Annotated in this window: 24 protein-coding genes; 7 read left to right on the top strand and 17 right to left on the bottom strand. The window is 43.8% G+C overall.

The window, feature by feature from the left end; translation table 11 throughout:
* Positions 1 to 16 precede the first annotated feature (16 nt).
* The 15 genes from rnhB to rpsB all read right to left on the bottom strand — a co-directional run bounded on the left by rnhB (position 17) and on the right by rpsB (position 14,909).
* Positions 17 to 637: a ribonuclease HII gene (rnhB, locus tag WR49_RS08555; RefSeq protein ID WP_046223718.1), complete on the bottom strand. Its 621-nt coding sequence runs from the start codon at positions 635 to 637 to the stop codon at positions 17 to 19.
* Positions 638 to 685: 48 nt separating this feature from the next.
* Positions 686 to 1,882, bottom strand: a complete 1,197-nt coding sequence (lpxB, locus tag WR49_RS08550; RefSeq protein ID WP_046223717.1) for a lipid-A-disaccharide synthase — start codon at positions 1,880 to 1,882, stop codon at positions 686 to 688.
* Positions 1,883 to 1,965: 83 nt separating this feature from the next.
* Entirely contained in the window at positions 1,966 to 2,754 is a 789-nt protein-coding gene (gene lpxA / locus WR49_RS08545) for an acyl-ACP--UDP-N-acetylglucosamine O-acyltransferase (protein WP_017056314.1), read from the bottom strand.
* 1 nt (position 2,755) lies between these two features.
* Positions 2,756 to 3,208: a 3-hydroxyacyl-ACP dehydratase FabZ gene (gene fabZ / locus WR49_RS08540; protein ID WP_029626974.1), complete on the bottom strand. Its 453-nt coding sequence runs from the start codon at positions 3,206 to 3,208 to the stop codon at positions 2,756 to 2,758.
* Between the two features lie 93 nt (positions 3,209 to 3,301).
* Positions 3,302 to 4,333 carry a UDP-3-O-(3-hydroxymyristoyl)glucosamine N-acyltransferase gene (gene lpxD, locus WR49_RS08535; protein ID WP_046223716.1) on the bottom strand — a complete coding sequence of 344 codons (1,032 nt, stop codon included), beginning with the start codon at positions 4,331 to 4,333 and terminating at the stop codon, positions 3,302 to 3,304.
* Between the two features lie 6 nt (positions 4,334 to 4,339).
* Entirely contained in the window at positions 4,340 to 4,840 is a 501-nt protein-coding gene (locus WR49_RS08530) for an OmpH family outer membrane protein (RefSeq protein ID WP_017056311.1), read from the bottom strand.
* Positions 4,841 to 4,867: 27 nt separating this feature from the next.
* Positions 4,868 to 7,273 (bottom strand): outer membrane protein assembly factor BamA, encoded by a 2,406-nt coding sequence (gene bamA / locus WR49_RS08525; RefSeq protein ID WP_046223715.1) that lies wholly within the window; start codon positions 7,271 to 7,273, stop codon positions 4,868 to 4,870.
* Between the two features lie 48 nt (positions 7,274 to 7,321).
* Positions 7,322 to 8,680 carry a sigma E protease regulator RseP gene (gene rseP, locus WR49_RS08520; protein WP_046223714.1) on the bottom strand — a complete coding sequence of 453 codons (1,359 nt, stop codon included), beginning with the start codon at positions 8,678 to 8,680 and terminating at the stop codon, positions 7,322 to 7,324.
* A complete protein-coding gene (gene ispC / locus WR49_RS08515; protein WP_046223713.1) occupies positions 8,677 to 9,885 on the bottom strand; it encodes a 1-deoxy-D-xylulose-5-phosphate reductoisomerase in 1,209 nt (402 codons plus the stop codon). Before ispC ends, rseP begins: the two co-directional genes overlap by 4 nt.
* A 50-nt stretch (positions 9,886 to 9,935) precedes the next feature.
* Positions 9,936 to 10,778, bottom strand: coding sequence for a phosphatidate cytidylyltransferase (locus tag WR49_RS08510; RefSeq protein ID WP_046223712.1), 843 nt, complete (start codon positions 10,776 to 10,778; stop codon positions 9,936 to 9,938).
* Positions 10,779 to 10,793: 15 nt separating this feature from the next.
* Positions 10,794 to 11,546 (bottom strand): isoprenyl transferase, encoded by a 753-nt coding sequence (locus WR49_RS08505; protein ID WP_017056306.1) that lies wholly within the window; start codon positions 11,544 to 11,546, stop codon positions 10,794 to 10,796.
* 98 nt (positions 11,547 to 11,644) lie between these two features.
* Positions 11,645 to 12,202, bottom strand: a complete 558-nt coding sequence (frr, locus tag WR49_RS08500; protein ID WP_017056305.1) for a ribosome recycling factor — start codon at positions 12,200 to 12,202, stop codon at positions 11,645 to 11,647.
* A 98-nt stretch (positions 12,203 to 12,300) separates the two neighbouring features.
* The gene (gene pyrH, locus WR49_RS08495; RefSeq protein ID WP_017056304.1) at positions 12,301 to 13,032 is read right to left on the bottom strand and encodes a UMP kinase; all 732 of its coding nucleotides are present in this window, start codon (positions 13,030 to 13,032) and stop codon (positions 12,301 to 12,303) included.
* A 161-nt stretch (positions 13,033 to 13,193) separates the two neighbouring features.
* Positions 13,194 to 14,039 carry a translation elongation factor Ts gene (gene tsf, locus WR49_RS08490; protein ID WP_046223711.1) on the bottom strand — a complete coding sequence of 282 codons (846 nt, stop codon included), beginning with the start codon at positions 14,037 to 14,039 and terminating at the stop codon, positions 13,194 to 13,196.
* Positions 14,040 to 14,177: 138 nt separating this feature from the next.
* Positions 14,178 to 14,909: a 30S ribosomal protein S2 gene (gene rpsB, locus WR49_RS08485; RefSeq protein WP_032547899.1), complete on the bottom strand. Its 732-nt coding sequence runs from the start codon at positions 14,907 to 14,909 to the stop codon at positions 14,178 to 14,180.
* A 456-nt stretch (positions 14,910 to 15,365) separates the two neighbouring features.
* Between rpsB and map the strand changes: the two genes are divergently transcribed.
* The 3 genes from map (at position 15,366) to WR49_RS08470 (ending at position 19,591) form a co-directional block, all read left to right on the top strand.
* A complete protein-coding gene (gene map, locus WR49_RS08480) occupies positions 15,366 to 16,244 on the top strand; it encodes a type I methionyl aminopeptidase (protein WP_046223710.1) in 879 nt (292 codons plus the stop codon).
* A gap of 142 nt (positions 16,245 to 16,386) precedes the next feature.
* A complete protein-coding gene (gene glnD, locus WR49_RS08475) occupies positions 16,387 to 19,008 on the top strand; it encodes a bifunctional uridylyltransferase/uridylyl-removing protein GlnD (RefSeq protein WP_046223709.1) in 2,622 nt (873 codons plus the stop codon).
* 199 nt (positions 19,009 to 19,207) lie between these two features.
* On the top strand, positions 19,208 to 19,591 hold the full coding sequence (locus tag WR49_RS08470) for a DUF3461 family protein (protein ID WP_017056299.1): 384 nt from the start codon (positions 19,208 to 19,210) through the stop codon (positions 19,589 to 19,591).
* Between the two features lie 117 nt (positions 19,592 to 19,708).
* Here the strand turns inward: WR49_RS08470 and truC are convergent, their stop codons facing one another.
* Positions 19,709 to 20,455 carry a tRNA pseudouridine(65) synthase TruC gene (gene truC / locus WR49_RS08465; RefSeq protein ID WP_082082754.1) on the bottom strand — a complete coding sequence of 249 codons (747 nt, stop codon included), beginning with the start codon at positions 20,453 to 20,455 and terminating at the stop codon, positions 19,709 to 19,711.
* Positions 20,446 to 20,760 carry a YqcC family protein gene (locus WR49_RS08460; protein ID WP_046223707.1) on the bottom strand — a complete coding sequence of 105 codons (315 nt, stop codon included), beginning with the start codon at positions 20,758 to 20,760 and terminating at the stop codon, positions 20,446 to 20,448. The genes truC and WR49_RS08460 overlap by 10 nt, the downstream gene beginning before the upstream one ends.
* An 87-nt stretch (positions 20,761 to 20,847) precedes the next feature.
* On the opposite strand from WR49_RS08460, the gene WR49_RS08455 reads away from it, so the two are divergent.
* The 4 genes from WR49_RS08455 (at position 20,848) to WR49_RS08440 (ending at position 23,752) form a co-directional block, all read left to right on the top strand.
* Entirely contained in the window at positions 20,848 to 21,888 is a 1,041-nt protein-coding gene (locus WR49_RS08455) for a DUF3549 family protein (protein WP_046223706.1), read from the top strand.
* A gap of 60 nt (positions 21,889 to 21,948) precedes the next feature.
* On the top strand, positions 21,949 to 22,257 hold the full coding sequence (locus tag WR49_RS08450; protein ID WP_046223705.1) for a DUF3301 domain-containing protein: 309 nt from the start codon (positions 21,949 to 21,951) through the stop codon (positions 22,255 to 22,257).
* Between the two features lie 695 nt (positions 22,258 to 22,952).
* Positions 22,953 to 23,240 (top strand): hypothetical protein, encoded by a 288-nt coding sequence (locus WR49_RS08445; RefSeq protein ID WP_017056294.1) that lies wholly within the window; start codon positions 22,953 to 22,955, stop codon positions 23,238 to 23,240.
* A gap of 68 nt (positions 23,241 to 23,308) precedes the next feature.
* Complete coding sequence (locus WR49_RS08440) at positions 23,309 to 23,752, top strand: YaiI/YqxD family protein (protein WP_046223704.1); 444 nt, start codon at positions 23,309 to 23,311, stop codon at positions 23,750 to 23,752.
* The last annotated feature ends 104 nt before the right edge of the window (positions 23,753 to 23,856 follow it).

Raw genomic sequence — 23,856 nt, 5'->3', positions numbered from 1 at the left:
CCGCAAGTAAGCAACTTTAATCGATGCCAAGGATCCGCTTTACTGGCTTAAAGCTCTTACGGTAATGCTCAGTTACACCGTGTTTTTCAATCGCTTCAAAGTGTGCTTTGGTCGGGTAACCTTTGTGCTTAGCAAAACCAAACTCTGGATGTAGCTTGTCGAGCTCTTCCATCTCTTGGTCACGAACCACTTTAGCGATAATAGACGCAGCACTAATTTCAGCCACTCGCAAGTCACCCTTTACAATAGCCAGTCCGGCCATCGGTAGCTCAGGGACTCGGTTTCCATCGATTAGCGCCATATCGGGTTGAACGCTCAACCCTGCAATAGCTCGCTGCATAGCAACCATCGTCGCTTGCAGAATATTCAACTCATCAATTTCTTGTGGGGAACAACGGCCGACAGACCACGCCAAAGCTTTCTCTTTGATTTCAGGAAGCAACGCAAGACGCTTCTTCTCAGATAATTTCTTTGAGTCGTTCAAACCTTCGATCGGATTATTTGGATCGAGGATAACCGCAGCAGTCACAACATCTCCCACTAACGGTCCACGCCCAACTTCATCCACGCCAGCAAACAACTGGTAGCCTTGTGGGTACTCAAACGGAGGAAGCTCTTTTTTCTCTTTTACTGCCATGAAAATTCTCTTTGTAACCAATAAGTCAGTGCTTTATGGATCTGCATTTTATGATTCAATAAACTCTCGACCGATCAATTTCAGCACCGCGTTAGCAGCTTGCTTATCAGCGCCTTTACGGATCCAATGATGCATCTCGGTAAAACATTCGATCAAGCCATTGTTATCGGCAGACAGCATTTTATCGACAGATGGGAACAAGAAATCTGGATGGCACTCTTCAAGAATATGTTCTTTCACGATCTCTTCGCCCGCCAGAATATTCGGCAGTGATACAAACTCAGTGATAGCGAGCTTCTTGACAATGTAGCCCGTCAACTTATTCACTTTATAGCCAACAACCATTGGACGCTTTAGCAGCATACACTCAAGAGCAACAGTACCTGAAGCCAAAAGTACAGAATCAGCCGCAGTAATTACGTTTCTTGCAGTATCTTCCACTAACGTAAATTCAAGCTCTGGCGCTGTCGATTGCCAGATTTCAGTAAACTGTTTTTTACGCTGTTCATTAACGAGCGCAACAACAAAATTAATATCAGGGTATTTTTGCTTAATGCGCTGACAAGTCTCGATAAATGGTTGAGCAATCAACCCCATCTCACCACCACGACTGCCTGGTAATACAGCTAACCATTGCTTGTCTTGCTCTAAACCTAATAGCTCACGAGCGTCTTGTTTGCTTGGCTCCAAGGGAATTGCGTCTGCCAGTGTATGGCCAACAAACTCACAGGCAACGTTGTATTTATCGTAAAACGCTTTCTCGAATGGCAGAAACGCCAGTACCAAGTCGGTTGCTTTATCGATTTTAAAGATACGCTTAGGACGCCATGCCCATACTGAAGGACTCACGTAATGGACCGTTTTAATGCCTGTATTTTTAAGGTCTAGCTCAAGCCTCAGATTGAAATCGGGCGCATCGATACCAACAAATACATCGGGTGGGTTTTGAGTGAAATACTTCACCAGTTCCGCTTTCACTTTTAACAAGCGAGGTAAACGGCCAAGCACCTCAACTAAGCCCATAACAGCCAGCTCTTCCATCTCGAAAAGAGACTCACAGCCTAAGGCTTTCATTTTCGGCCCGCCTATGCCAACGAACTCAGCATTCGGGTATTGTGATTTAATCGCTTTGATAAAGCCTTCACCAAGCGTATCGCCAGACAGTTCGCCGACAACAATGCCTATGCGCAGTGGCTCATTCGAAATGAAGTCCGAGCTATTAGTTGCTGCTTCTTGCTGTGCCATAGTTTTCCAATTCCCGTCTTGCCTAAAACAAAAAAGACCGCCTAACGAGTAGCGATCTTTTTTTATACCAATCACACCAAGTATTAACGAATAATACCGCGCTCAGAGTTCTCTAGCATTTCTAGCATAGGGGCCACCGAAGTAAACTCTTTCGCCATTTCAACTAAAGCCGCTTTCGCTTCTTCAAGTGTTTTGCCTGAACGGTATAACTCTTTGTACGCTTTCTGTAGTGCTCGAATTTCTGGCTTCTCAAATCCGTTACGCTTCAAGCCCACTAGGTTAAGACCGAATGGAGCCGCGTGGTTACCCTGTGCAAGCACGTACGGCAGTACATCTTGAACAACTGCAGAACAGCCACCAATGTAAGCGTAAGAGCCAATCGAACAGAACGGGTGAATCGCAGAAAGTGCCATAACACCAGCGTAATCGCCAACAGTCACGTGACCACCAAGGATAGCGTTGTTACCAATATGAGTATGATTACCAACAATAACATCGTGCGCTACGTGAGCATTAACACAAAGTAAGTTGTCATCACCAATCACTGTGGTTGCTTTGTCTTGAACCGTACCACGGTGGATTTGAACCGCTTCACGAATCACGTTGCGATCACCGATCACAACGGTAGTCTCTTCACCGCCGTATTTCTTGTCTTGGTTTTCTTCACCAATAACAGCGTGTGGGAAGATACGGTTTTCTTTACCAATGGTTGTGTGACCTTTGATCACAACATGCGACATCACTTCAGTGTCGTCACCAATAGTCACGTTACCAGCAATGTAAGTGAAAGGCCCAACCGTCACGTTAGCACCGATAGTTACATCACCTTCGATTACTGCTGCCGGGTGAATTTTCGCTGTTTCATGAATCATATTAAAACTCTCTACGAGCACATTTAAGTTCAGCTGAACATACAACTACGCCATCAACTTTAGCAACGCCGTTAAACGATGCGATACCACGACGCTCTTTTAAGAATTCAACTTCGATAACCAATTGATCACCTGGTACTACTGGCTTACGAAATTTAGCTTTATCTACGCTAGCAAAATAGTAAAGCTCATTACCTGAAGGTGAACCAAAAGATTTAAATGCAAGAAGACCTGTTGCTTGTGCCATTGCTTCTAAAATCAACACACCTGGGAATACTGGAAGCTTTGGAAAGTGGCCCGTAAACTGAGGTTCATTAACAGAAACATTCTTAATCGCGGTGAGTGTTTTTGCTTTTTCAAAGCTAGTCACACGATCAACCATTAAGAATGGGTAGCGATGAGGTAATAGTTCCTGAATTTCAGTAATGTTCATCGTTGTCTGTTCAGTAGTCAAAGTCGTATTCCTATGTATATTCTTTATTTAATTAGAAGGATTATAAACGAAAAAGACTCGCTGTACGCGAGCCTTTTATTAGAAATGCTGGAATTATGATTCCGCACTCTTCTCGATAAGTTTTTCAACGGTTTTCAGACGCTTGTTCATTTCATCAATACGATGTACACGCGTTGCCGTTTTACGCCAATCTTTATTTGGCTGTAAAGGAATACCCGAAGAGTACATGCCTTTCTCAGTGATGCTGCGCATTACCATCCCCATACCGGTGATTGTAACGCCGTCAACGATTTCAATATGACCATTAATCACACAACCGCCACCAATAATACAGTACTTACCTATCGTCGTGCTGCCAGCCACAATAGTACCACCAGCAAGAGCTGAACCATATCCGATGTGAACATTGTGAGCAATTTGAAGTTGGTTATCTAAGATAACGTTATCTTCAATCACTGTATCGTCCAAAGCACCACGGTCGATAGTAGTACACGCACCGATTTCTACTCGGTTACCAATACGAACTGAACCGACTTGCGGTATCTTAACCCACTCACCTTTCTCGTTCGCATAACCAAAGCCATCAGATCCGATGACCGTGCTTGATTGAATCAGACATGCTTCGCCAATCACAACTTCATGGTAAATGCTAACATTAGCCCACAGCTTAGTGCCGGTGCCAATTTTTGCGTTTTTACCAATGAAGCAGCCAGCACCGATGCTTACGTCATCACCAAGTACCACACCAGACTCAATCACAGCATTCGCACCAATAGACACATGTTGTCCAATGATCGCATCACCTGAAATTGAAGCTGAATCAGCAATAGCCGCAGCAGGTGCAGGAGTAGTATCAAGCGCTTGAGCCACTTTAGCAAAAGCAACATATGGGTCATTAACCACAATTACGTTAGTCTTACAAAGTTCATGCTCACTCTCTTTGACCATAATAGCGGATGCTTTACAGTCACCTAAGTGCTTGCTGTACTTCACGTTAGAAAGGAACGTAATGTTACCTTCTCGCGCTTTATCCATAGGAGCAACTGCTGAAACGGTAATAGTCCCGTCTCCATGTAGCTCTCCACCGGTAATTGTTGCCAATTCGGCTAAAGTCAGGTTCTTCATAAAAACTTATTTCAGTGCTTTAATTACTTTCTCAGAGATATTGTATTCTGGCTTGCCGTATTGCAAAGCTTGAATATCAACGATCATGTCGTAGCCTTCTTTCTCTGCAACTTTTGTTACAGCATCTTGAATCACTTTGAATAGCTTCTGTTTCTCTTGTGCTTCACGACGTTGGCTTGCTTTTTCTAGTGCTTGAGCTTTGATTTTGTACTTGCTGTCTAGTTGACCGACTTCGATACGAAGCTTCTCAACTTCGTCAGGACCCAGTAGCTCGCCATCACGCTTAAGCTTTTCAATCTTCGTTTTGGCTTCAGCTTGAATACTTTGTAGCTCAGCCGCTTTGTCTTTAAACTCTTCCTGCATTTTTTGAAGAACAACTTCGCGCTGAGGTAGAGCCTGGAATACTTGTGCAGTGTTTACATAACCCACTTTTTGCGCAGCTTCTGCCGCTGTTGCAAAGAAAGAAGAGCTAAGAACTACAAGGCCTAAACCTGCTGCTTTAATCATATTTTTCAAAATATTGTCCTTTAAATATTAGAAAGTTCTACCAATGGTGAATGAAAAGAATTCTTCGTCATCACCTTCGTAAATTTTAATTGGTTTCGCTAGAGAGAAAACCAGTGGGCCCATCGGTGACATCCATTGAAGCGCAGCACCATAAGATGAACGGTAGTTTGTTGGATCAGAGTAGTCGTAGTAATACTGGCGGCCACTATTAGGTGCGCCGCGATCTACGAATTCAGTATCCCATACACTTGCCATGTCAAAGAAGACACTGGTTCTGATCTGACTACGAGCTTCGTCAGAAGCAAACGGTGTTGGTACGATTAACTCTAAACTTGCCAAAGCAACCGCGTTACCACCAACTGAATCATCGGTTGCAGAGCTATAAGTCGGGTTGTTCCCCGTACTGCTTCCGTAAACTGCTTTTGGGCCAGCTGAGTTAGAGCCAAAACCACGTAGGGTTGTAAAGCCACCCGCGTAGTAGTTCTCGTAGAATGGGAACAAGTTATCGTTACCATCCGTTTGACCATAACCATTACCATAGCCTAATCGGCCGCGCATCAATAGTGTGAACTCATGCTTTTTGGTCAGCGGTATGTAATGTTTTACATCGTACTGAGCTTTAAAGTACTTAGCATCAGAGCCTGGTACTGTCATTTTGGCGAAAGCACGTTGGTGATTACCCTCGGTAGGGAAGAAACCACGGTTAAGATTGTTACGAGTCCAAGAAATATTGATGTCAAAGTCATCAGTTAATATGTGTTCATCACCATATTGATCAATACTTCGTGCAAACTGTTCAACCTGAATATAAGTCGGAACATTACCGATCTTGTTGTGCGTGTAGCCGACACCAAACTCAATACGGTTCAGCTCATCCATAGGGAACCCCCATGTTAGGCTTGTACCATAACTTTGGTTAGTATAATCGACAATACCCGCTTCAGATGCTTCAAATTCGTTGTAGAAGATCTTACCACCTAAACTCACACCATCAAGATTCCAGTATGGGTCTCGGTAATCTAAGCTTATATTCTTTTGATAATCATTCATCATGGCGCTTACGCCAACTCGGTTACCTGAACCTGCAAAGTTGTCTTGTTGTAGGCCAACTTGGAAGCTCACACCTGACTCAGTACCATAACCGACACCAAAGTTAATGCTGCCCGAATTCGCTTCTTTAACGTTATAAACCAAATCGACTTGGTCTTCGCTGCCAGGAACACGAACCGTTTGTACATCCACGGTTTCAAAATAACCTAAACGGTTCAGGCGACTCTTACCGGTATCGATTGATTTCGAGTTGAGCCAGCTGCCTTCCATTTGACGCATTTCACGACGTAACACTTCATCTTTAGTTGAGTTGTTACCCGTAAAACGAATATCGCGCACGTAGATACGGCTACCCGCTTCTACATTGATAACGAGCGAAACTTCTTTCGTCTCGTCATTGAATTCTGGAATAGTACGAACTTGTGGGTAAGCATAACCAGACTCACCAAGAATACGTTTTACGCCTTCTTCTAGTGAAGTCACAGAGGAGCCGTTGTACGTATCGCCATCTTCAAAGGGTACTAGAGCATCAAAGTCCGCCTCACGGCCAATAAGCTCACCACGAAATGCGACATCTTTAACGGTGTAAGCTTCACCTTCATCAATACCCAGCGTGATATAAACGCCTTTCTTATCAGGAGAGATAGCAACCTGTGTTGAGTCCACTTTAAATTTAAGGTAACCACGATCAAGGTAGTACGATTTCAGCGCTTCTATATCGCCGGCTAAGACTTGCTTCTGGTACTTCTCATCCGCAAGGAAGTTCCACCATGAAACGTCTACATTGAGGTTGAAACGGCTAAGCAGGTCAGCATCAGAGAAAACTTCATTACCGATAAAGTTGATTTGCTGAATCTTAGCGGACACACCTTCAGTAAACACAAACTTAAGGTCTGAACGGTTACGCGGCAAAGGCGTGACTACCGCTTTAACTGTCGCGTTATATTTACCAACACTGTAGTAAAAGTCTTCAAGACCTTTCTCTATATTACTCAGCGTTGTGCGGTCAAGCGCTTCACCTTCACGAACACCAGACGCATCAAGGTTCTGCTGAAGCTGCTCTTCTTTGATCGCTTTGTTACCAGAGAATGAAATACTTGCAATGGTTGGTCGTTCTTGAACTTGAACAATCAATACACCTTCATCACGAAGTACTTTAACGTCCTCAAAGTTACCTGAAGCATACAATGCACGAATGATCTCAGATACGTCGCCTTCATCCACTTCATCGCCAATACGCACTGGCATTTTCAGTAGAGCAGCACCAAGTGCAACACGCTGTAAACCTTCGATCTTAATATCTTGAACTACAAAGTTTTGTGCTCCGTTCGCAGCCACACTAGTGGCCAATAGACTTGCGAACAGAATTTGCTTAATCGCCATACTTATTCTAATTATTCCTTGCTACTACCAATGCCTGTGAGAAACCATTCACAGACGAGTAAAATCGTTAAATATTGCCAGAGCCATCAAAGAGAAGAGGATTGCCCCTCCCACTCTGTATCCCATTTCCTGAACTCTCTCAGGTACCGGTTTACGAGTAACGGCCTCAATAGCGAAAAAGAGCAAATGTCCGCCATCAAGCATAGGCAGCGGAACTAAATTAATAATACCCAAGTTAACACTAATCAGAGCCAAAAAGCCTAAGAAGTAAACCAGACCGTAATCGGCGGTTGTACCTGCACCTTTAGCGATTGAAATAGGGCCACTCAAGTTATTTAAGCCAACATCGCCAACGATGAGCTTCTTAAGCATTGTCAGCGTCAAACCGATTATTTGACCTGTTTTATCAAATGCTTTTCCTACAGACTCAACTACACCAAATTGTAACTCAAAGCGATAATCTTCTGGCCATTCTGCGACTTCTGGAGCAATACCCGCATAGCCGATTGTAGAGCCGTCAGAAAGCTCTCGACTTTTTGGCGTCATAACTAATGACTTATCAATACCATTTCGCAACACCACCATCTCCAATGAGGTCACTGGGTTTGCACGAATAAGATCCACAACCGACTGCCACTGTTCAATAGATTGCCCGTTGATCTCAACAATTTTATCGCCGGCTTCTAGCCCTGCATGATATGCAGCACCATCATCAATTACTTGAGCAAGCACTGTCGATATCTCTGGAGAGTACGGTCTAAAACCAAGCGTTGTCATTGCAGATTCAGTTTCTGGGTTGAACGACCATTCTGAAATATCCAATGTCATTTGCTGTTCAAAGCCGATATCGTCTTGAGAAGCAACCGTTACTGTCATGGATTGATCACCTATATGAGATATCAACCCCATATTAACTGATTCCCAATCTGCGGTTTTGATTCCTGAAACAGATTTAAGTTCCATCCCAGTTTCAATTCCGGCTTGTGCGGCAATAGATTGTGGAGTCACTTCACCAATCACGGGCTTAACCGCTGGCACACCGATCAAAAATACCAACCAATATGCAAAAACAGCAAAGATAAAGTTAAATGCTGGACCTGCTCCTACAATCGCGGTTCGTTTCCAAAGTGGCTTTTTGTCAAAAGCGTACTGTTGTTGTCCTTCAGAGATATCATCAACACGGCCATCAAGCATTTTAACGTAGCCGCCCAGTGGGATCACTGAAAGGCTATATTCAGTACCATCACGGCCAACTTTGCTCCAGATTGATTTACCAAAACCGATCGAGAATTTTTCAACTTTTACACCACAACGACGAGCGACCCAGAAATGTCCAAATTCATGAACAGCGACCAGAATGCCAAGCGCTACAATAAAAGATGCGAAGTTCCACAGGATTCCACTCATGTTAGTTGCTCTTTAATAAATTGAATGGCTATTTGACGAGACATATTATCTAGCTCGAGAAGGCTTTCCAAGCTATCTAAGCTCTCAGAGTTATGTTGTTCACATACTTTGCTCATAACATGTTCGTTAATGACAGCAATATCGGTAAACTTCACTTGATTACTCAAGAAAGCGTCGACTGCAATTTCGTTTGCAGCGTTAATTGCCGTTGTTGCATGTTGCCCTAGATAGCAGGCTTCAATCGCTAACCTCAAACACGGATAACGACTAAAGTCTGGTTCTAAAAAGGTCAGCTCGCTCACTTTAGTGAAGTCCAAAGGCTTAACACCGGCTTCAGTACGAGCAGGGTAAGACATCGTCAAGGCGATTGGTGTCGCCATATCGGGTTCGCCCATCTGAGCAAGCACGGAACCATCCTTGTACTGGACCATAGAGTGAATCACAGACTGAGGATGAATGATGACCTTTAATTGCTCCTGAGAGGCATTGAATAACCATTTAGCTTCAATGTACTCTAAACCTTTGTTCATCATAGTCGCAGAGTCGACAGATATTTTAGGCCCCATAGACCAGTTTGGGTGTGCGATCGCTCTCTCTGGTGTCACAGACTCAAGCTCTTCAATATCGCTATAGCGGAAAGGGCCGCCAGAGCCCGTCAAGAGAATATGGTTGATACCGTTCTCTTCCAAGTCACAACGACCTAGATTAGTTTGTACGTTTTGCGGCAGACATTGAAAGATAGCGTTGTGCTCACTATCGACAGGAAGAAGCTCAGCACCATACTTTTCTACAGCGTCAATGAACAGTTGCCCAGACATTACCAAGGCTTCTTTGTTAGCCAGTAAAATACGCTTACCCGCTTCAACCGCAGACATCGTAGGAAGTAATCCCGCCGCACCAACAATCGCAGCCATTACTGTATCCACTTCATCTAAGGAAGCGACCTTACACATGCCTTCAGCTCCCGAAAGCACTTGCACGTTCGGGTAATCCGCAGACAACATTTCAACCAACAGAGACGCTGCATCAGGGCAAGCCATAGCAACATAGCTTGGTTGCCACTTTTCAACGAGTGCCAGCATCTTTTTAACATTCGAGCCAGCAGCCAATGCCACAACCGAATAGAGGTCTGAGTTTTGCTCAACGACTTTTAGTGTACTTTCACCAATTGAGCCGGTAGCGCCAAGGATAGTTAGATTTCGCATCACATATGACCGTAGAAATGTAATAAAGGGCAGAATCACTGCCCTTTTTATTAGAATGCTAAATAAAGCAGAGCAAAGACAGGGAATGCAGCCGTTAAGCTATCTATTCTATCAAGTATACCACCATGACCAGGAATCAGATTACTGCTGTCTTTCACCCCAGAAACACGCTTAAACATGCTTTCAACAAGGTCACCAAGAACAGAGATAACGACGGTCACAAGAGTAATAACAATCATGTGGAAAGGGCTTGTAAACTGGATGTCAAACAAATCAGCAAAGATCCAAGCCACGATCACCGCAGTAATAATGCCACCAACCAGACCTTCAATCGTCTTATTCGGGCTTACCGCTGGCGCCATTTTACGCTTACCAAAACTCTTTCCTGCAAAATAAGCACCACTGTCTGCAGCCCACACCAGTAAGCAAACGAACATCACTAATTTTGCTCCATGGTAAGGATCAACATCGATACCGTTAGCACGCAAGATAACCACGCTCCAGAAGAAAGGAAGCAGAGTCAGGACACCAAACGCATGACGGAGTAGCAATGAATCTTTCCATGCAGGCACAGACTTAGGGTAAGTCACTGCCATACCACTCGCTATAACCCACCAAATCGAGCCAATAGTTAGAATGGCGTAGTGAGCACTAGATAAGTTATTAAGGCTAAATGCATCAAAAGGAATAAAAGCAAAACTTGCAGCACTTATAACAACTGTTGGAATCAACGCTAAATAACGCGATTTACTTTCAACAAATTGAGTCCACTCCCAATAACCCAACAGTGCAATGACTGATAGTGAAAGAATAAAAGTGGGAAGTGATAACTCAAAAATACCTAGAATAACTAGGGGAGCCAAAATCAACGCCGTAATAATTCGTTGTTTCAAACCAAAAAATCCTTATTAACTGTCCATCAGAGCTTTAATTTGCTCGCCGGTGCATCCAAAGCGACGCTCACGGTTTACAAACCAAGTCACAGCTTCAACTAAGCTGTCTTCATTAAAGTCTGGCCAGAATTGTTCAGTGAAATACATTTCAGCGTAAGCCAACTGCCAAAGCATAAAGTTGCTAATGCGGCACTCACCACTGGTGCGAATAAGTAGATCAACCTCAGGAATATCAGACATCGTAAGGTGTTGTGTAATCATAGCTTCATCAATGTCTTCTACATTAATATTGCCAGACTTTACCTTTTGAGCAATAGAGGTCATTGCTTGCTGAATATCCCACTTTCCGCCGTAGTTAGCCGCAATATTAATAACCATACCGGTATTAGTGCTAGTCAAAGCTTCCGCTTCTTCTATCTTCTTTTGTAGTCGATCATTAAAACGACTTTTATCACCAATAACACGAAGTTGTAGATTATTCTTATGAAGCTTTTTCACTTCGCTCGACAGCACTGAAATAAACAGTTCCATCAAGATTCCGACTTCTTCTTCAGGGCGACGCCAGTTTTCACTACTAAATGCAAATAACGTAACGGCTTTAATGCCAAGTCTGGCAGCAGAAGAGATGGTTTTACGAACAGCCTGAACGCCGTTTTTATGGCCAAAGACGCGAGGTTTGCCCTGAGCTTTTGCCCAGCGGCCATTGCCGTCCATGATGATAGCAATGTGTTTAGGAAGAGAGTCTGTGAACGCTTGAGAATTATGCATAAAAGAGTGAATCAAATTCTAATAGTCGAACAGAGTAGCATAAAAAAACGCTGAACAGTGAGTACAGCGTTTTTCCGGAAAGAAAAGAATATGTGAAGTTAAACTTCCATCAACTCTTTTTCTTTAGTTGCTAGAACTTCATCTACGTTCTTAACCGCAGCGTCAGTTAGCTTTTGAATTTCGTCTTGTGCTTTACGATCTTCGTCTTCAGAGATTTCTTTATCTTTAAGAAGCGCTTTTAGATCGCCATTCGCGTCACGACGGATATTACGGATAGCAACACGGCCACCTTCAGCTTCGCCACGAACAATTTTTACGAGGTCTTTACGACGCTCTTCCGTTAGCGGTGGAAGTGGAACACGAATAACTGTACCAGCTGACATAGGGTTTAAACCCAGGTCAGATGTCATGATCGCTTTTTCTACTAGAGGCGTCAGTGTTTTATCAAACACTGTAATTGCTAGTGTTCGTGCATCTTCTGCAATCACGTTCGCCACTTGAGTCAAAGGCGTTGGTGCACCGTAGTACTCCACAGTAATGCCAGAAAGTAAGCTAGGGTGAGCACGACCCGTACGAATCTTTTGCAGGCTGTTTTTTAGTGCATCAACACTTTTTACCATGCGCTCTTGAGCGTCTTTTTTAATTTCGTTAATCACAATTTCACCTTGATTATGTTCTTTCTTCAAGAAAGCTTTTTATTTGGAGTGATAAGGATAAGCTTACTGAAGTACAACACATCAGTAAGCCCGAAAAATTAGTCAGCGTCGCTGATTAATGTACCTTCAGTTTCACCCATAACCACGCGACGTAGTGCGCCTGGTTTATTCATGTTAAATACACGGATTGGCATTTTGTGATCACGTGCTAGCGTAAATGCAGCCAAATCCATTACTTTAAGTTCTTTATCAAGAACCGTATTGTAAGACAACGTATCATACAGCTCTGCTTCTGGGTTTGCTACAGGGTCAGCAGTAAATACACCATCTACCTTTGTCGCTTTTAGAACAACGTCAGCTTCGATTTCGATACCACGTAAACATGCAGCAGAATCCGTAGTAAAGAATGGGTTACCAGTACCAGCAGAGAAGATCACAACACGACCTTGACGTAGTTGACTGATTGCGTCTGCCCAGTTGTAGTCGTCACACACACCTTTAAGAGGGATTGCTGACATTACACGTGCATTCACATAAGCACGGTGTAGAGCGTCACGCATTGCAAGGCCGTTCATTACCGTTGCAAGCATACCCATGTGGTCACCAACAACGCGATTCATACCGGCTTCAGCAAGACCAGCACCGCGGAAAAGGTTACCGCCACCGATAACAACACCGACTTGAACACCTAGTTCAACCAATTCTTTTACTTCTTGAGCCATACGATCCAAGATCGTCGGGTCAATACCAAAACCTTCTTCGCCTTGTAGTGCTTCACCGCTAAGTTTTAACAGAATACGTTGATACGCTGGTTTAGGGTTCGTAGTCATGGAGTTTACCTTCCAAAGAGTTGTGATTAACAGTCATGGATAAAAACTGAAGGTGTCAGTTCGCATTCATAACCGCTAACATTGCGAGCAAAAAATAAGTCACTATTCATAAAAAGACCGCAGCAATTGCCACGGTCTTTTTTCAAACAATACGCTAAGGATTAACCTTTTTGTACCGCTGCAACTTCGTCAGCGAAGCTCATTTCAGCAGTTTTCTCGATGCCTTCACCAACTTCTAGACGTACGAAGCTAGATACTGAAGCGCCTTTCTCTTTAAGGATAGCGCCAACAGTTTGCTTAGGCTCCATGATGAAAGCTTGACCAGTTAGAGAGATTTCGCCCGTGAATTTCTTCATACGGCCAACAACCATTTTCTCTGCGATTTCAGCTGGTTTGCCTTCGTTCATAGCGATTTCAACTTGAACTGCTTTTTCTTTCTCAACTACGTCTGCAGGTACGTCTTCTGGGTTTAGGAACTCAGGACGTGATGCAGCAACGTGCATTGCAACATGCTTAAGAGTTTCAGCTTCGCCTTCACCAGCAACAACAACACCGATTTTCTCGCCGTGACGGTAAGAAGCTAGTGCAACACCTTCAACGAATTGTACGCGACGGATGTTGATGTTTTCACCGATTTTAGTTACTAGTGCGATACGCGCTTCTTCAAATTTAGCTTGAAGATCAGCGATTTCTAGACGTTCTGCTAGAGCAACTTCAGCAACTTCGTTAGCGAATGCAAGGAAACCTGCATCTTTAGCTACGAAATCAGTTTGGCAGTTAACTTCAAGAAGAGCAGCTGCGCCGTTTGCTTCTTTGATGATGATTGCGCCTTCAGCAGCAACGTTACCAGCTTTCTTAGCTGCTTTTGCTGCGCCAGATTTACGCATGTTTTCAATTGCTAGCTCGATGTCGCCTTCAGCAGCAACAAGCGCTTTTTTACATTCCATCATGCCCGCAGCTGTGCGTTCACGAAGTTCTTTAACTAGAGCTGCAGTTACAGTTGCCATTCTCTATTCCTCAGTAAATTCTAAAAAAGATAAAAAACAGGGGCCTCATTAATTGGCCCCTGATATTGACTGTATTCAGTTCCTCAAGCCATCTATTATGATTACTTAATGTGAACTAAATATGGCTCAGAGCCGCTATTATTCAGCTTCTACAAAACCGTCTTTTTCAGCAGCTACAGCAGCAACATCTTTGTTACGACCTTCTTTAACCGCGTCTGCAGCAGCATTTAGGTAAAGCTGTACTGCACGGATTGCATCATCGTTACCTGGGATAACGAAGTCAACGCCGTCTGGGTTAGAGTTAGTATCAACAATAGCGTAAACTGGGATACCTAGGTTGTTTGCTTCTTTAACTGCGATGTGTTCGTGATCAGCATCGATTACGAATAGAGCGTCTGGTAGTCCGCCCATGTTCTTGATACCACCAAGAGACTTCTCTAGCTTCTCCATTTCGCGAGTACGCATTAGAGCTTCTTTCTTAGTAAGCTTGTCGAAAGTACCGTCTTGAGCTTGTGCTTCAAGTTCTTTCAGACGCTTAATAGACTGACGAACAGTTTTGTAGTTCGTTAGCATACCGCCTAACCAGCGGTTGTTAACGTAGAACTGGTTGCTGTTGATAGCAGCTTCTTTAACAGCTTCAGATGCAGCGCGCTTAGTACCAACAAAAAGAACTTTACCTTTCTTCTCGCCAACTTTAGCGATTTCAGCTAGAGCGTCGTTGAACATTGGTACAGTTTTTTCTAGGTTGATGATATGTACTTTGTTACGAGCACCAAAGATGAATGGCTTCATTTTTGGGTTCCAGTAACGAGTTTGGTGACCGAAGTGAACACCAGCTTTAAGCATATCGCGCATTGATACAGTTGCCATTTTAAAATCCTCTATGGGGTTAGGCCTCCACATCCCCCATGAATCCGACCCCTAACAACTAACCACTTTTCAGCCGTTATCTGCGTTGTTGAGGCACCCCGGAACATGTGTCGGAATGTGTGTGATTTAAAGAAATAAGTTAGTGGACACAAGCTTGTTTCGCCAATTGGAGAAAACAGTCCTGACGTCCGGCGCGCTTTATACCATATTTTGTCTATCTGTGGCTAGCAAAAATTCTAAAAATGGCAACGACTATAATGAACGTTATCATCCGTTTTTACCTATAAATAGCGGCCTAAACCATTCACATCAACATCATCAAACAGAACGTTATTAACTTAGTTTGGAGTGTTTCCACCAGCATTGAATGGGTATGGGAATGTTGCGCTAAAATGCTGCACTGCTAGAATAGCCCAAATATGCACACTTAGGTGCTACCCAATTAAGAGATATGCAATGGCTGTAAAAATTAAAACTGCTGAAGAAATTCAAAAAATGCGCGTCGCTTGTAAGCTGGCTTCTGAAATTCTAGAGATGATCGAACCTCATATCCAAGTAGGTACAACGACAGAAGAGCTAAACCAAATCTGTCACGACTACGCAATGGAAAGAGGCGCATACTCAGCACCACTTGATTACCACGGTTTCCCTAAGTCAATCTGTACGTCCATCAACCACATTGTGTGTCACGGTATTCCAGCATCACAAGACGAGACGGGTAGCACGGGTCAATTCAAACCTGCGGTACTAAAAGATGGCGACATTCTGAACGTTGATATCACGGTAATCATACCTGATGACGAAAACGCAGACCTAAGCGTTCGTCCGCAAGGCTACCATGGTGACACATCTAAGATGTTCTTAGTTGGTGATGTATCACCGGCAAACAAACGCTTATGCATGGTTGCTCAAGAAGCCCTTTACGAAGGCATGCGTCAAGTTAAGCCTGGAGTTCAACTTGGTCAAATCGGTACTGCTATCGAGAAGTACATCAAAACAAACAATAAGAATAATCCACGCGCTAAGTTCTCGATCGTAAAAGATTACTGTGGCCACGGCATTGGTTCTGAGTTCCACGAAGATCCACAAGTGGTTCACTACAAAAACAACGACCGTACAGTGCTAAAAACGGGGATGTGTTTCACTATCGAGCCGATGATCAATGCGGGTAAGTTTGGTTGCCGCCTAGATGACGAAGACAGCTGGACAGTTTATACGGCAGACAGCAAGAACTCTGCTCAGTGGGAACACACTCTCGTTGTTACCGATACTGGCTGTGAAGTACTAACACTACGCAGCGATGATACCATTCCACGTATCATGAAAAACGCTTAGCTCATCAAACCGAGCGCACCAACCAGCCTTTTAAAAGTATCCTCGCGTTGTCGGGGATATTTTTTATCCGCTCAATTTCGATTTTCCATCAGCTTCTGTTAAATTGTTTACTATTCTCATTTGCTTGCACGGATAGCAGACTATGCCTTATCAATGCCCTCTTACGTTCAATGACGAACAAATTGAAATCTGCGAATTAAAAAATCAGCTCGAAATCTTCACGCAGTATCAAAAAAATGAATTTCTAAATCATCATCCAGTCACCGACTTAGTATTCTTACGATCCGAGTACATGGACTTGCTCCTCAATCGATTGTGGGAACATTTCGGATTCAATAAACTCCCACATATATCACTCGTAGCGGTAGGTGGCTATGGCCGTGGTGAACTACACCCTTTATCCGACATTGATATCTTAGTCGTTTCGCAAAAGACACTACCAAATGCATTTGGTGAAAAAGTCAGTCAATTCATCACCCTACTTTGGGATTTGAAACTCGAAGTCGGCCATGCAGTACGAACAGTTTCAGAGTGTATTGAGATTGGTATCGACGATTTAACGGTTGCAACCAATCTACAAGAGTCGCGTTTACTGTGTGGCAGTGAAGACACTTTTCAAGAACTGAAATTGAAGATTCATTCCGATTCTTTTTGGCCAAGTGAGAACTTTTATAAAGCCAAGATTCAAGAACAAAGAGAGCGCCATGCTCGCTACCATGACACCACTTACAATCTAGAACCTGATATTAAATCGACCCCTGGAGGCTTGAGAGATATCCATACGCTAAGCTGGGTTGCGCGTCGACACTTTGGTGCAACTTCTTTATTAGAGATGAGTAAGTATGGCTTTCTTACCGATGCCGAATATCGTGAGTTAGTCGAGTGCCAAGATTTCTTGTGGCGCATTCGCTTTGCACTTCATATTGAATTACGCCGTTACGACAATCGCCTCACGTTTGCACATCAAGCTCAAGTCGCTGAACATCTAGGTTATACCGGTGAAGGAAACCGTGGTGTCGAGATGATGATGAAAGAGTTCTATCGAACCCTTCGCCGCGTAGCAGAGCTCAACAAGATGCTGCTTAAACTGTTCGATCAGGCAATAATCAATGGCGGTGAGACACAAGAAGCTGAGATTCTCGATAATGATTTCCAACGTCGAGGGACATTGATCGAAGCGCGCAAGCCAGCCCTATTCCAGGCTCGACCGGAAACGATTCTCGATATGTTCATCCATATCGCGAACGACTCTTCCATCGAAGGGGTTAGCCCACCGACATTGCGACAGCTACGTACTGCACGCCGTCGACTAAACCGTTTCTTGCACACCATTCCTGTAGCTCGTGAAAAGTTTATGTCGTTGGTTCGCCACCCTAACGCACTGCATAAAGCATTTAGCCTGATGCATAATTTAGGGGTGCTCTCGGCATACTTGCCGCAGTGGAGCCAAATCGTTGGTCAAATGCAGTTTGACCTTTTCCATGCTTACACCGTGGATGAACACAGTATTCGTCTTCTCAAGCACATCAACCGTTTCAGTCAAATTGAGAACCATGACAAACATCCTATTTGCTGCGAAGTGTATCCACGAGTTCAGAAGAAAGAGTTACTCATTCTTGCTGCTATCTTCCATGATATAGGTAAAGGGCGTGGCGGAGATCACTCAGAGATTGGTGCCGTCGAAGCTTACTCTTTCTGTATTGAGCATGGATTATCTAAACCAGAAGCCAAGCTAGTATCGTGGTTAGTACAAAACCACCTATTGATGTCTGTCACCGCTCAACGCCGTGATATTCAAGATCCTGACGTGATCACAGAGTTCGCCAAAAAAGTGCGCGATGAAGAGTCCTTAGAGCTGTTGGTTTGTCTAACCGTCGCAGACATTTGTGCAACGAATCCAGATCTATGGAACAGTTGGAAACGCACTTTATTGGCTGAATTATTTCATTCAACACAACGAGCACTACGCCGTGGTCTAGAAAACCCGGTCGATGTCAGAGACCGTATTCGTCACAATCAACAAATGGCTTCCGCATTGCTGCGTAAAGAAGGATTCACCGCTCGTGAAATTGAAGTACTTTGGCAGCGTTTCAAAGCCGACTACTTCTTACGTCATACGCACAATCAAATCGCTTGGCACTGTGAACACCTGCTTCGCCTCGAAGACCCAAGCCAACCCTTGGTGCTGATCAGCGAAAAAGCGACTCGTGGTGGTACTGAGGTGTTCGTTTACTGTAAAGACCAAGCAGCACTTTTTGCAACTGTGGTTGCAGAACTCGATAGACGCAACTTTAATGTTCACGACGCGCAAGTCATGCTCAGCAAAGATGGTCACGTTTTGGATACCTTCGTTGTGTTAGATCAGCATGGTGAGGCCATTGATGAAGCAAGGCATAAAGCGGTCGCCAAACACTTAACCCATGTTCTATCTGATGGGCGTCCTACTAAGATAAAAACACGTCGTACACCACGTAACTTGCAGCATTTTGAGGTAAAAACTCGAGTTGAGTTCCTACCAACTAAAAGTAAAAAGCATTCCTTGATGGAACTGAAAGCATTAGACACTCCAGGGTTGTTGGCTCAAGTCGGTGCAACCTTTGCAGAACTAGATATCAATTTGCACGGAGCGAAAATCACCACCATAGGTGAACGAGCAGAAGATTTGTTTATTCTAACCAGTGAAGCAGGAGGAAGGCTTTCTGAAGAACAAGAACAAGCGCTAAGAGAAAGATTAACTGAACATGTTTCTGAACTCGCACCTTAGAAACTCAATTTAGCTCCAAAAATAAGCAATCCGAGAAATCAGATTCAATAACCTATTGAGTGTGGGTAAAGATAGAGAGCGATCTTGCCCACAACTTACAATCAATTCCCAGATATCAACTATCTAGCTTATCGTTAGGCTGCTACATTGATTAAGTCAATTACATAAAAGTACTACACTCATAAACTAGAGGTCACTTATGTATCCAAACCTCACTGGCTTAGGTATCCACGAACCTAAGCAGATTGAACGTTACTCCCTTCGCCAAGAAGCACACAAAGATATTCTCAAGATTTACTTCCGTAAACAGAAAGGCGAACTGTTTGCAAAAAGCGTTAAGTTTAAATACCCAAGACAAGTAAAAAGTGTGCTTGTTAGCGGTGGTAACAATCAATACAAAGAAGTAACAGAGATAAACCGTAATCTCACGCTTGTGATTGATGAACTGAACAAGATCACCAAACCAACACCAACCACTGAGATGGATGTGAAGCAGAAAATTCTGACTGACTTACGCCACTTAGAGAAAGTGGTCTCGAGTAAGATCTCAGAAATCGAAGCCGATCTAGAAAAGCTAAAATGATCCCCGCAAGGGCTGTTAGCCTATAACACTCAGGCTTCACCGTTCGATTGCACAGAAGTTAAAAAGGGTTGATATTCCTATCAACCCTTTATTTTTATTCGTCTTTTATTTGAACACTCAAGCTTGAGCATCTAATAACTCGATATCCCAATCAAAGGTTTCAAACAACCTTAGCCACGTTTCATCAAGGTTAGCCTTCATCACTAACTCTTCTTGGGTAAAAGGATTAATGAATCGCAACTCAGAAGCATGCAGTAACAAACGATGCGAATCGAGGTCATCACGAAACAGTCGGTTATGCTTACCATCACCATGGGAAGTATCACCAACAATTGGGTGCCTTAAGTGCGCCATATGACGGCGCAGTTGGTGCTTACGCCCTGTCTTTGGCAGCATCTTAACAAGACAATAGCGACTCGTTGGAAAACGCCCCGTTGAATATGGCACTTCTACTTTTGCTAACGGTTCATAGACCGTCACCGCCTCTTGCGCTTCTTTGTCTTCTTTCGCGAACTTATCCGCGATTTTATCCAATTCGACCTTGAGTGCATAATCGAGCGTGTCGCCTTCTTCTATCCAACCACGAACAATCGCATGATAGGTTTTTTGCATCTCATGGTTAGCGAACATCGGCATCACCTGTGAAGCAACCTCGCTCGACAACGCAAACACCAATACACCAGATGTTGGTCGGTCTAAACGGTGCAGAGGAAATACGTGCTGACCAATTTGATCACGCAGTGTTTGCATCACAAATTGAGTCTCATGCTTATCCAACCATGAACGATGCACTAGCATGCCCGCAGGTTTATTCACCGCGACAAAATACTCATCTTGATAAATGATCTCTAACATTACGCGCATACCTCATCAATTCTCTGAATCGTCACTAGCAATTCGGCCTTACCTGCTTCATTTTTCCACACTTCACCAAAGTAAGGATGAATCGCGAAGCCTTTTGGTAGACTCATTTGTGCATTCACCATTGCGTTGATCTTAACGATGAAGATCCACTGCAACCACTCTTCCGGTTGCAGAGAATCAATCGCGAAAGGCTCAACACTGGCTAGAGCTTCGTCCGAAGGTGGAACATCACTCCACAGCGAACATTGGCGCATTTGTCGTTCTAATTGTTGAAGTAAAATAGGTAACTTTGTGGCTGCTGTCATTTTTCACCAAGTTATTTATCTAGTGACCTTGAAATTGGGGCATAGAGTACCATCTATTGAGGAAAGAAAGTTAGGAGCTTTATTGCTATGGAAACAATTCACACGCTCACTCAGTTGCTTAAAAATAGCGGTTGCCAATACGATATCTACGACCTAGGTCGTCGCATTCAGAAGATCGACAACACCTTATTTTCTGATGTTGAGCAAGGGAAACAGCCGTACCCGTTTCCACTTCAAAAACAAGCTCACTTAGCCATTAGCTACTGGAACGAACACAAGCAACCTTGGATCTGGTTCCTAAAATTCAAACTGGATGAAAGAGGCCTGTTGCATCAAGGTGATGTGGGTAATTTCCTGAAGTTTGTTATCGAAGCAATGGGCACTCGTTTAAACGGCGACATCAGCGAGGAGCAACAACAAAAGCTGTCAAATAACCCTTATACCTTCAAGCCTTCTGAAGACAAAATGGCCGTGTTCCATAGCCAAGTAAGAGCAGGTTTAGACCTGGCGACGAGCCAATATTACGAACACGCTCAACACTACTTCACTGGCGAACTCGGTTGGGACAACTGGAAAACCGTTGGCCTACAAGGCATCACTGATATGTGCGCTCGCTCAGGCAGCCAACAAAATGGTGTCGCGATTCGCAAAGCATTGAATAAACTGCCTTCAGAACCTTTATACGCAACACTAGGGGCGCTTGAGCATACGCAAATCAATGACAAGCTCGCTCAACGCTTACAAGAAATGGCAGAGAGTGAGATTAACAGTCAAGAGCCAGATCTGTTCTTACTGTCAGCACTGGTACGTGCTCTTTCTGGCGCAGAGCAAACCACTACTAACGCCGTGATTCATCAAGTCTTGGCTAGCCCGCGCTTAAGTCACCAAGAAGTATTGATTGGTTTGGCTGGTCGCAGCTGGCATGCGCTACAAGATCCTGCGATTGCTGAGCAATTCTTGTTACGTCTCGCACAAACGGGCAACCAAAACCTATTCAACCAATTATTTGCAGATTTAGTGATGATTCCGACGTTGAGAATGGTATTTTTACCTTTACTGAACTCAAACCCATCGCCTGAGCTTGCTAATGCCTTAGTTGAACTACAGCAAGCGGCAAAGGCTCAATAACTCGTAAAAACAAGATCAAATCACGATTGGAATAAAGAGATAAAAGGAAGTATGGATTAAATGATAGATAACTTATTGGCTATTTTAATGCTGTGCTTCTTTTGCTTTTTATTTTGGCAACAGCGCAGGCAATCAGAGCTTGCGAAAACTGCCATTGCGAGAAAGTGTAAAGAGCTAGACTTACAGTTGCTAAGTGTCGCTTTCAGTGGTCATAAGCTTAAGATGCGCCATGAATTGACCACGATTTGGCGCTGGCACACCGTGTATCAATTTGAGTTTTCAGCGTTAGGTGATGACTGCTACAAAGGCAAACTGACCATGGTAGGATTCCGCTCGATGCGGTTTGAGCTACAGCCTCATCGAATGTAACGTCACAATACGCTGTATAGCGATACTCAGATAAAGAAAAGCCCCGACACCGAAGTGTCAGGGCTAGGGTCTTACTCGCAGCAGTCCGGCTACTAATTAATGCTCCATGCATCATCCATAATAGTGGCTGTAATCCTTCAGCTCTTTCCTTTACTTCGCCATCCTAGCGGTGTCCAATCATCCTGAAAGCTAACAATCCTAGTTAGCGCACATAACTTGTTCCCTGAGCGGTGTCCTTTGCATCGTCCTGATGCGAATCCAACCCTTTAATCCCAAAGGTGTCCATTGTCATTCCGTTGCAGCTAACTTCCTGTCAACTCACTGTCTCCCTACAATGTCCTACGCTCCATGCTTGATCATTCAATCCTAAATGACCAAATCTTCATCCTGAAGATAACCAAATCCTTGGTGCTTTCCTGTTCCGTGTCAGCATCCTTCCGACAAGGTTTAATTTACGCGATTTACGATTTCGGACAATAGATTCTCATCACATTTCACATCTAACTGAGTTGTTAATTATATAAAACAAATAAAATTCAAAAACTTACCTATATGCATATCAATCTCTCTAGAAATATATTCGTGTTATCTCACAGCGCTTGTAAGAGATCTCTCACACGCTATGGGCTGTTTTATGATTCGCTATCATCTGCTGGAGCGAGTAAAATGCACAAAGACTAAAAATGGAGGTCAACATGCTGACAAAAGATGTTTCTGAAGAGTTGAAATCGGTGCTTGAAGGACTGCAAGCACAAGGGAAAGAGCCAACCGTTGCTTTAGTTAAAGCTCGTATGAGCACATCCGTTCCTATGCCAGCTTTAATCACAACGATCAAAAGTTGGAAAAGCGCCAATCGTGTCCCTAAGGTTGAAGTGGCGACACAAAAAGAGCCGGAGCTTGATCGTGTGAGCCAACTGGAAAAGCAAATCCTTGAACTTACCGCTCGAGTGGCCACGCTTGAAGCTAAGTTAACGGAACAATAAGTTAACTGGTCAATTAGGCAACAGAGCAATAAGTGACAGATAACAAGCTAACAGAGAAATAGAACACTATGAAGATATGGGTTGATGCGGACGCTTGTCCTAAAGTTATCCGTGAAACAATCGTACGTGCAGCAGAGCGCACAGGTGTTGAATGCACCTTTGTGGCAAACCATTTAGTTCCCGTACCTAAGCGCAATAACATTCACTCAATTCAAGTGCCAAGCGGATTTGATATTGCAGATGATGAAATCGTAAAACGCACAGAGCCCGGTGACCTCGTGATTACATCAGACATTCCTTTAGCGGATGAAGTGATCACGAAGGGTGGTCAAGCACTCAGCTCTCGTGGTGAGCTTTACACCAAAGAGACCATTAAAGCGCGGCTCAACATTCGTGATTTTATGGATACCATGCGTTCAAGTGGCATCCAAACGGGCGGACCAAACACCCTTTCTCAAACCGACCGTCGTGAGTTCGCGAACCACTTAGATAGAATTCTAGCCAAACGCTAGCAGGCTCATCCGAGCTTAACCTAGTTCTATCTCTCCATAAAAAAAAACCTGCAAACAATGCAGGTTTTTTTAATATCAATTAAGAGAAGGTTCCCCCTACTCTA

Origin of the sequence: Vibrio sp. ECSMB14106, assembly GCF_000972265.1 — a bacterium.
GTDB lineage: Bacteria > Pseudomonadota > Gammaproteobacteria > Enterobacterales > Vibrionaceae > Vibrio > Vibrio kanaloae.
The sequence above is the reverse complement of the archived record's forward strand: the minus strand, read 5'-3'. Positions and strand labels throughout refer to the sequence as shown.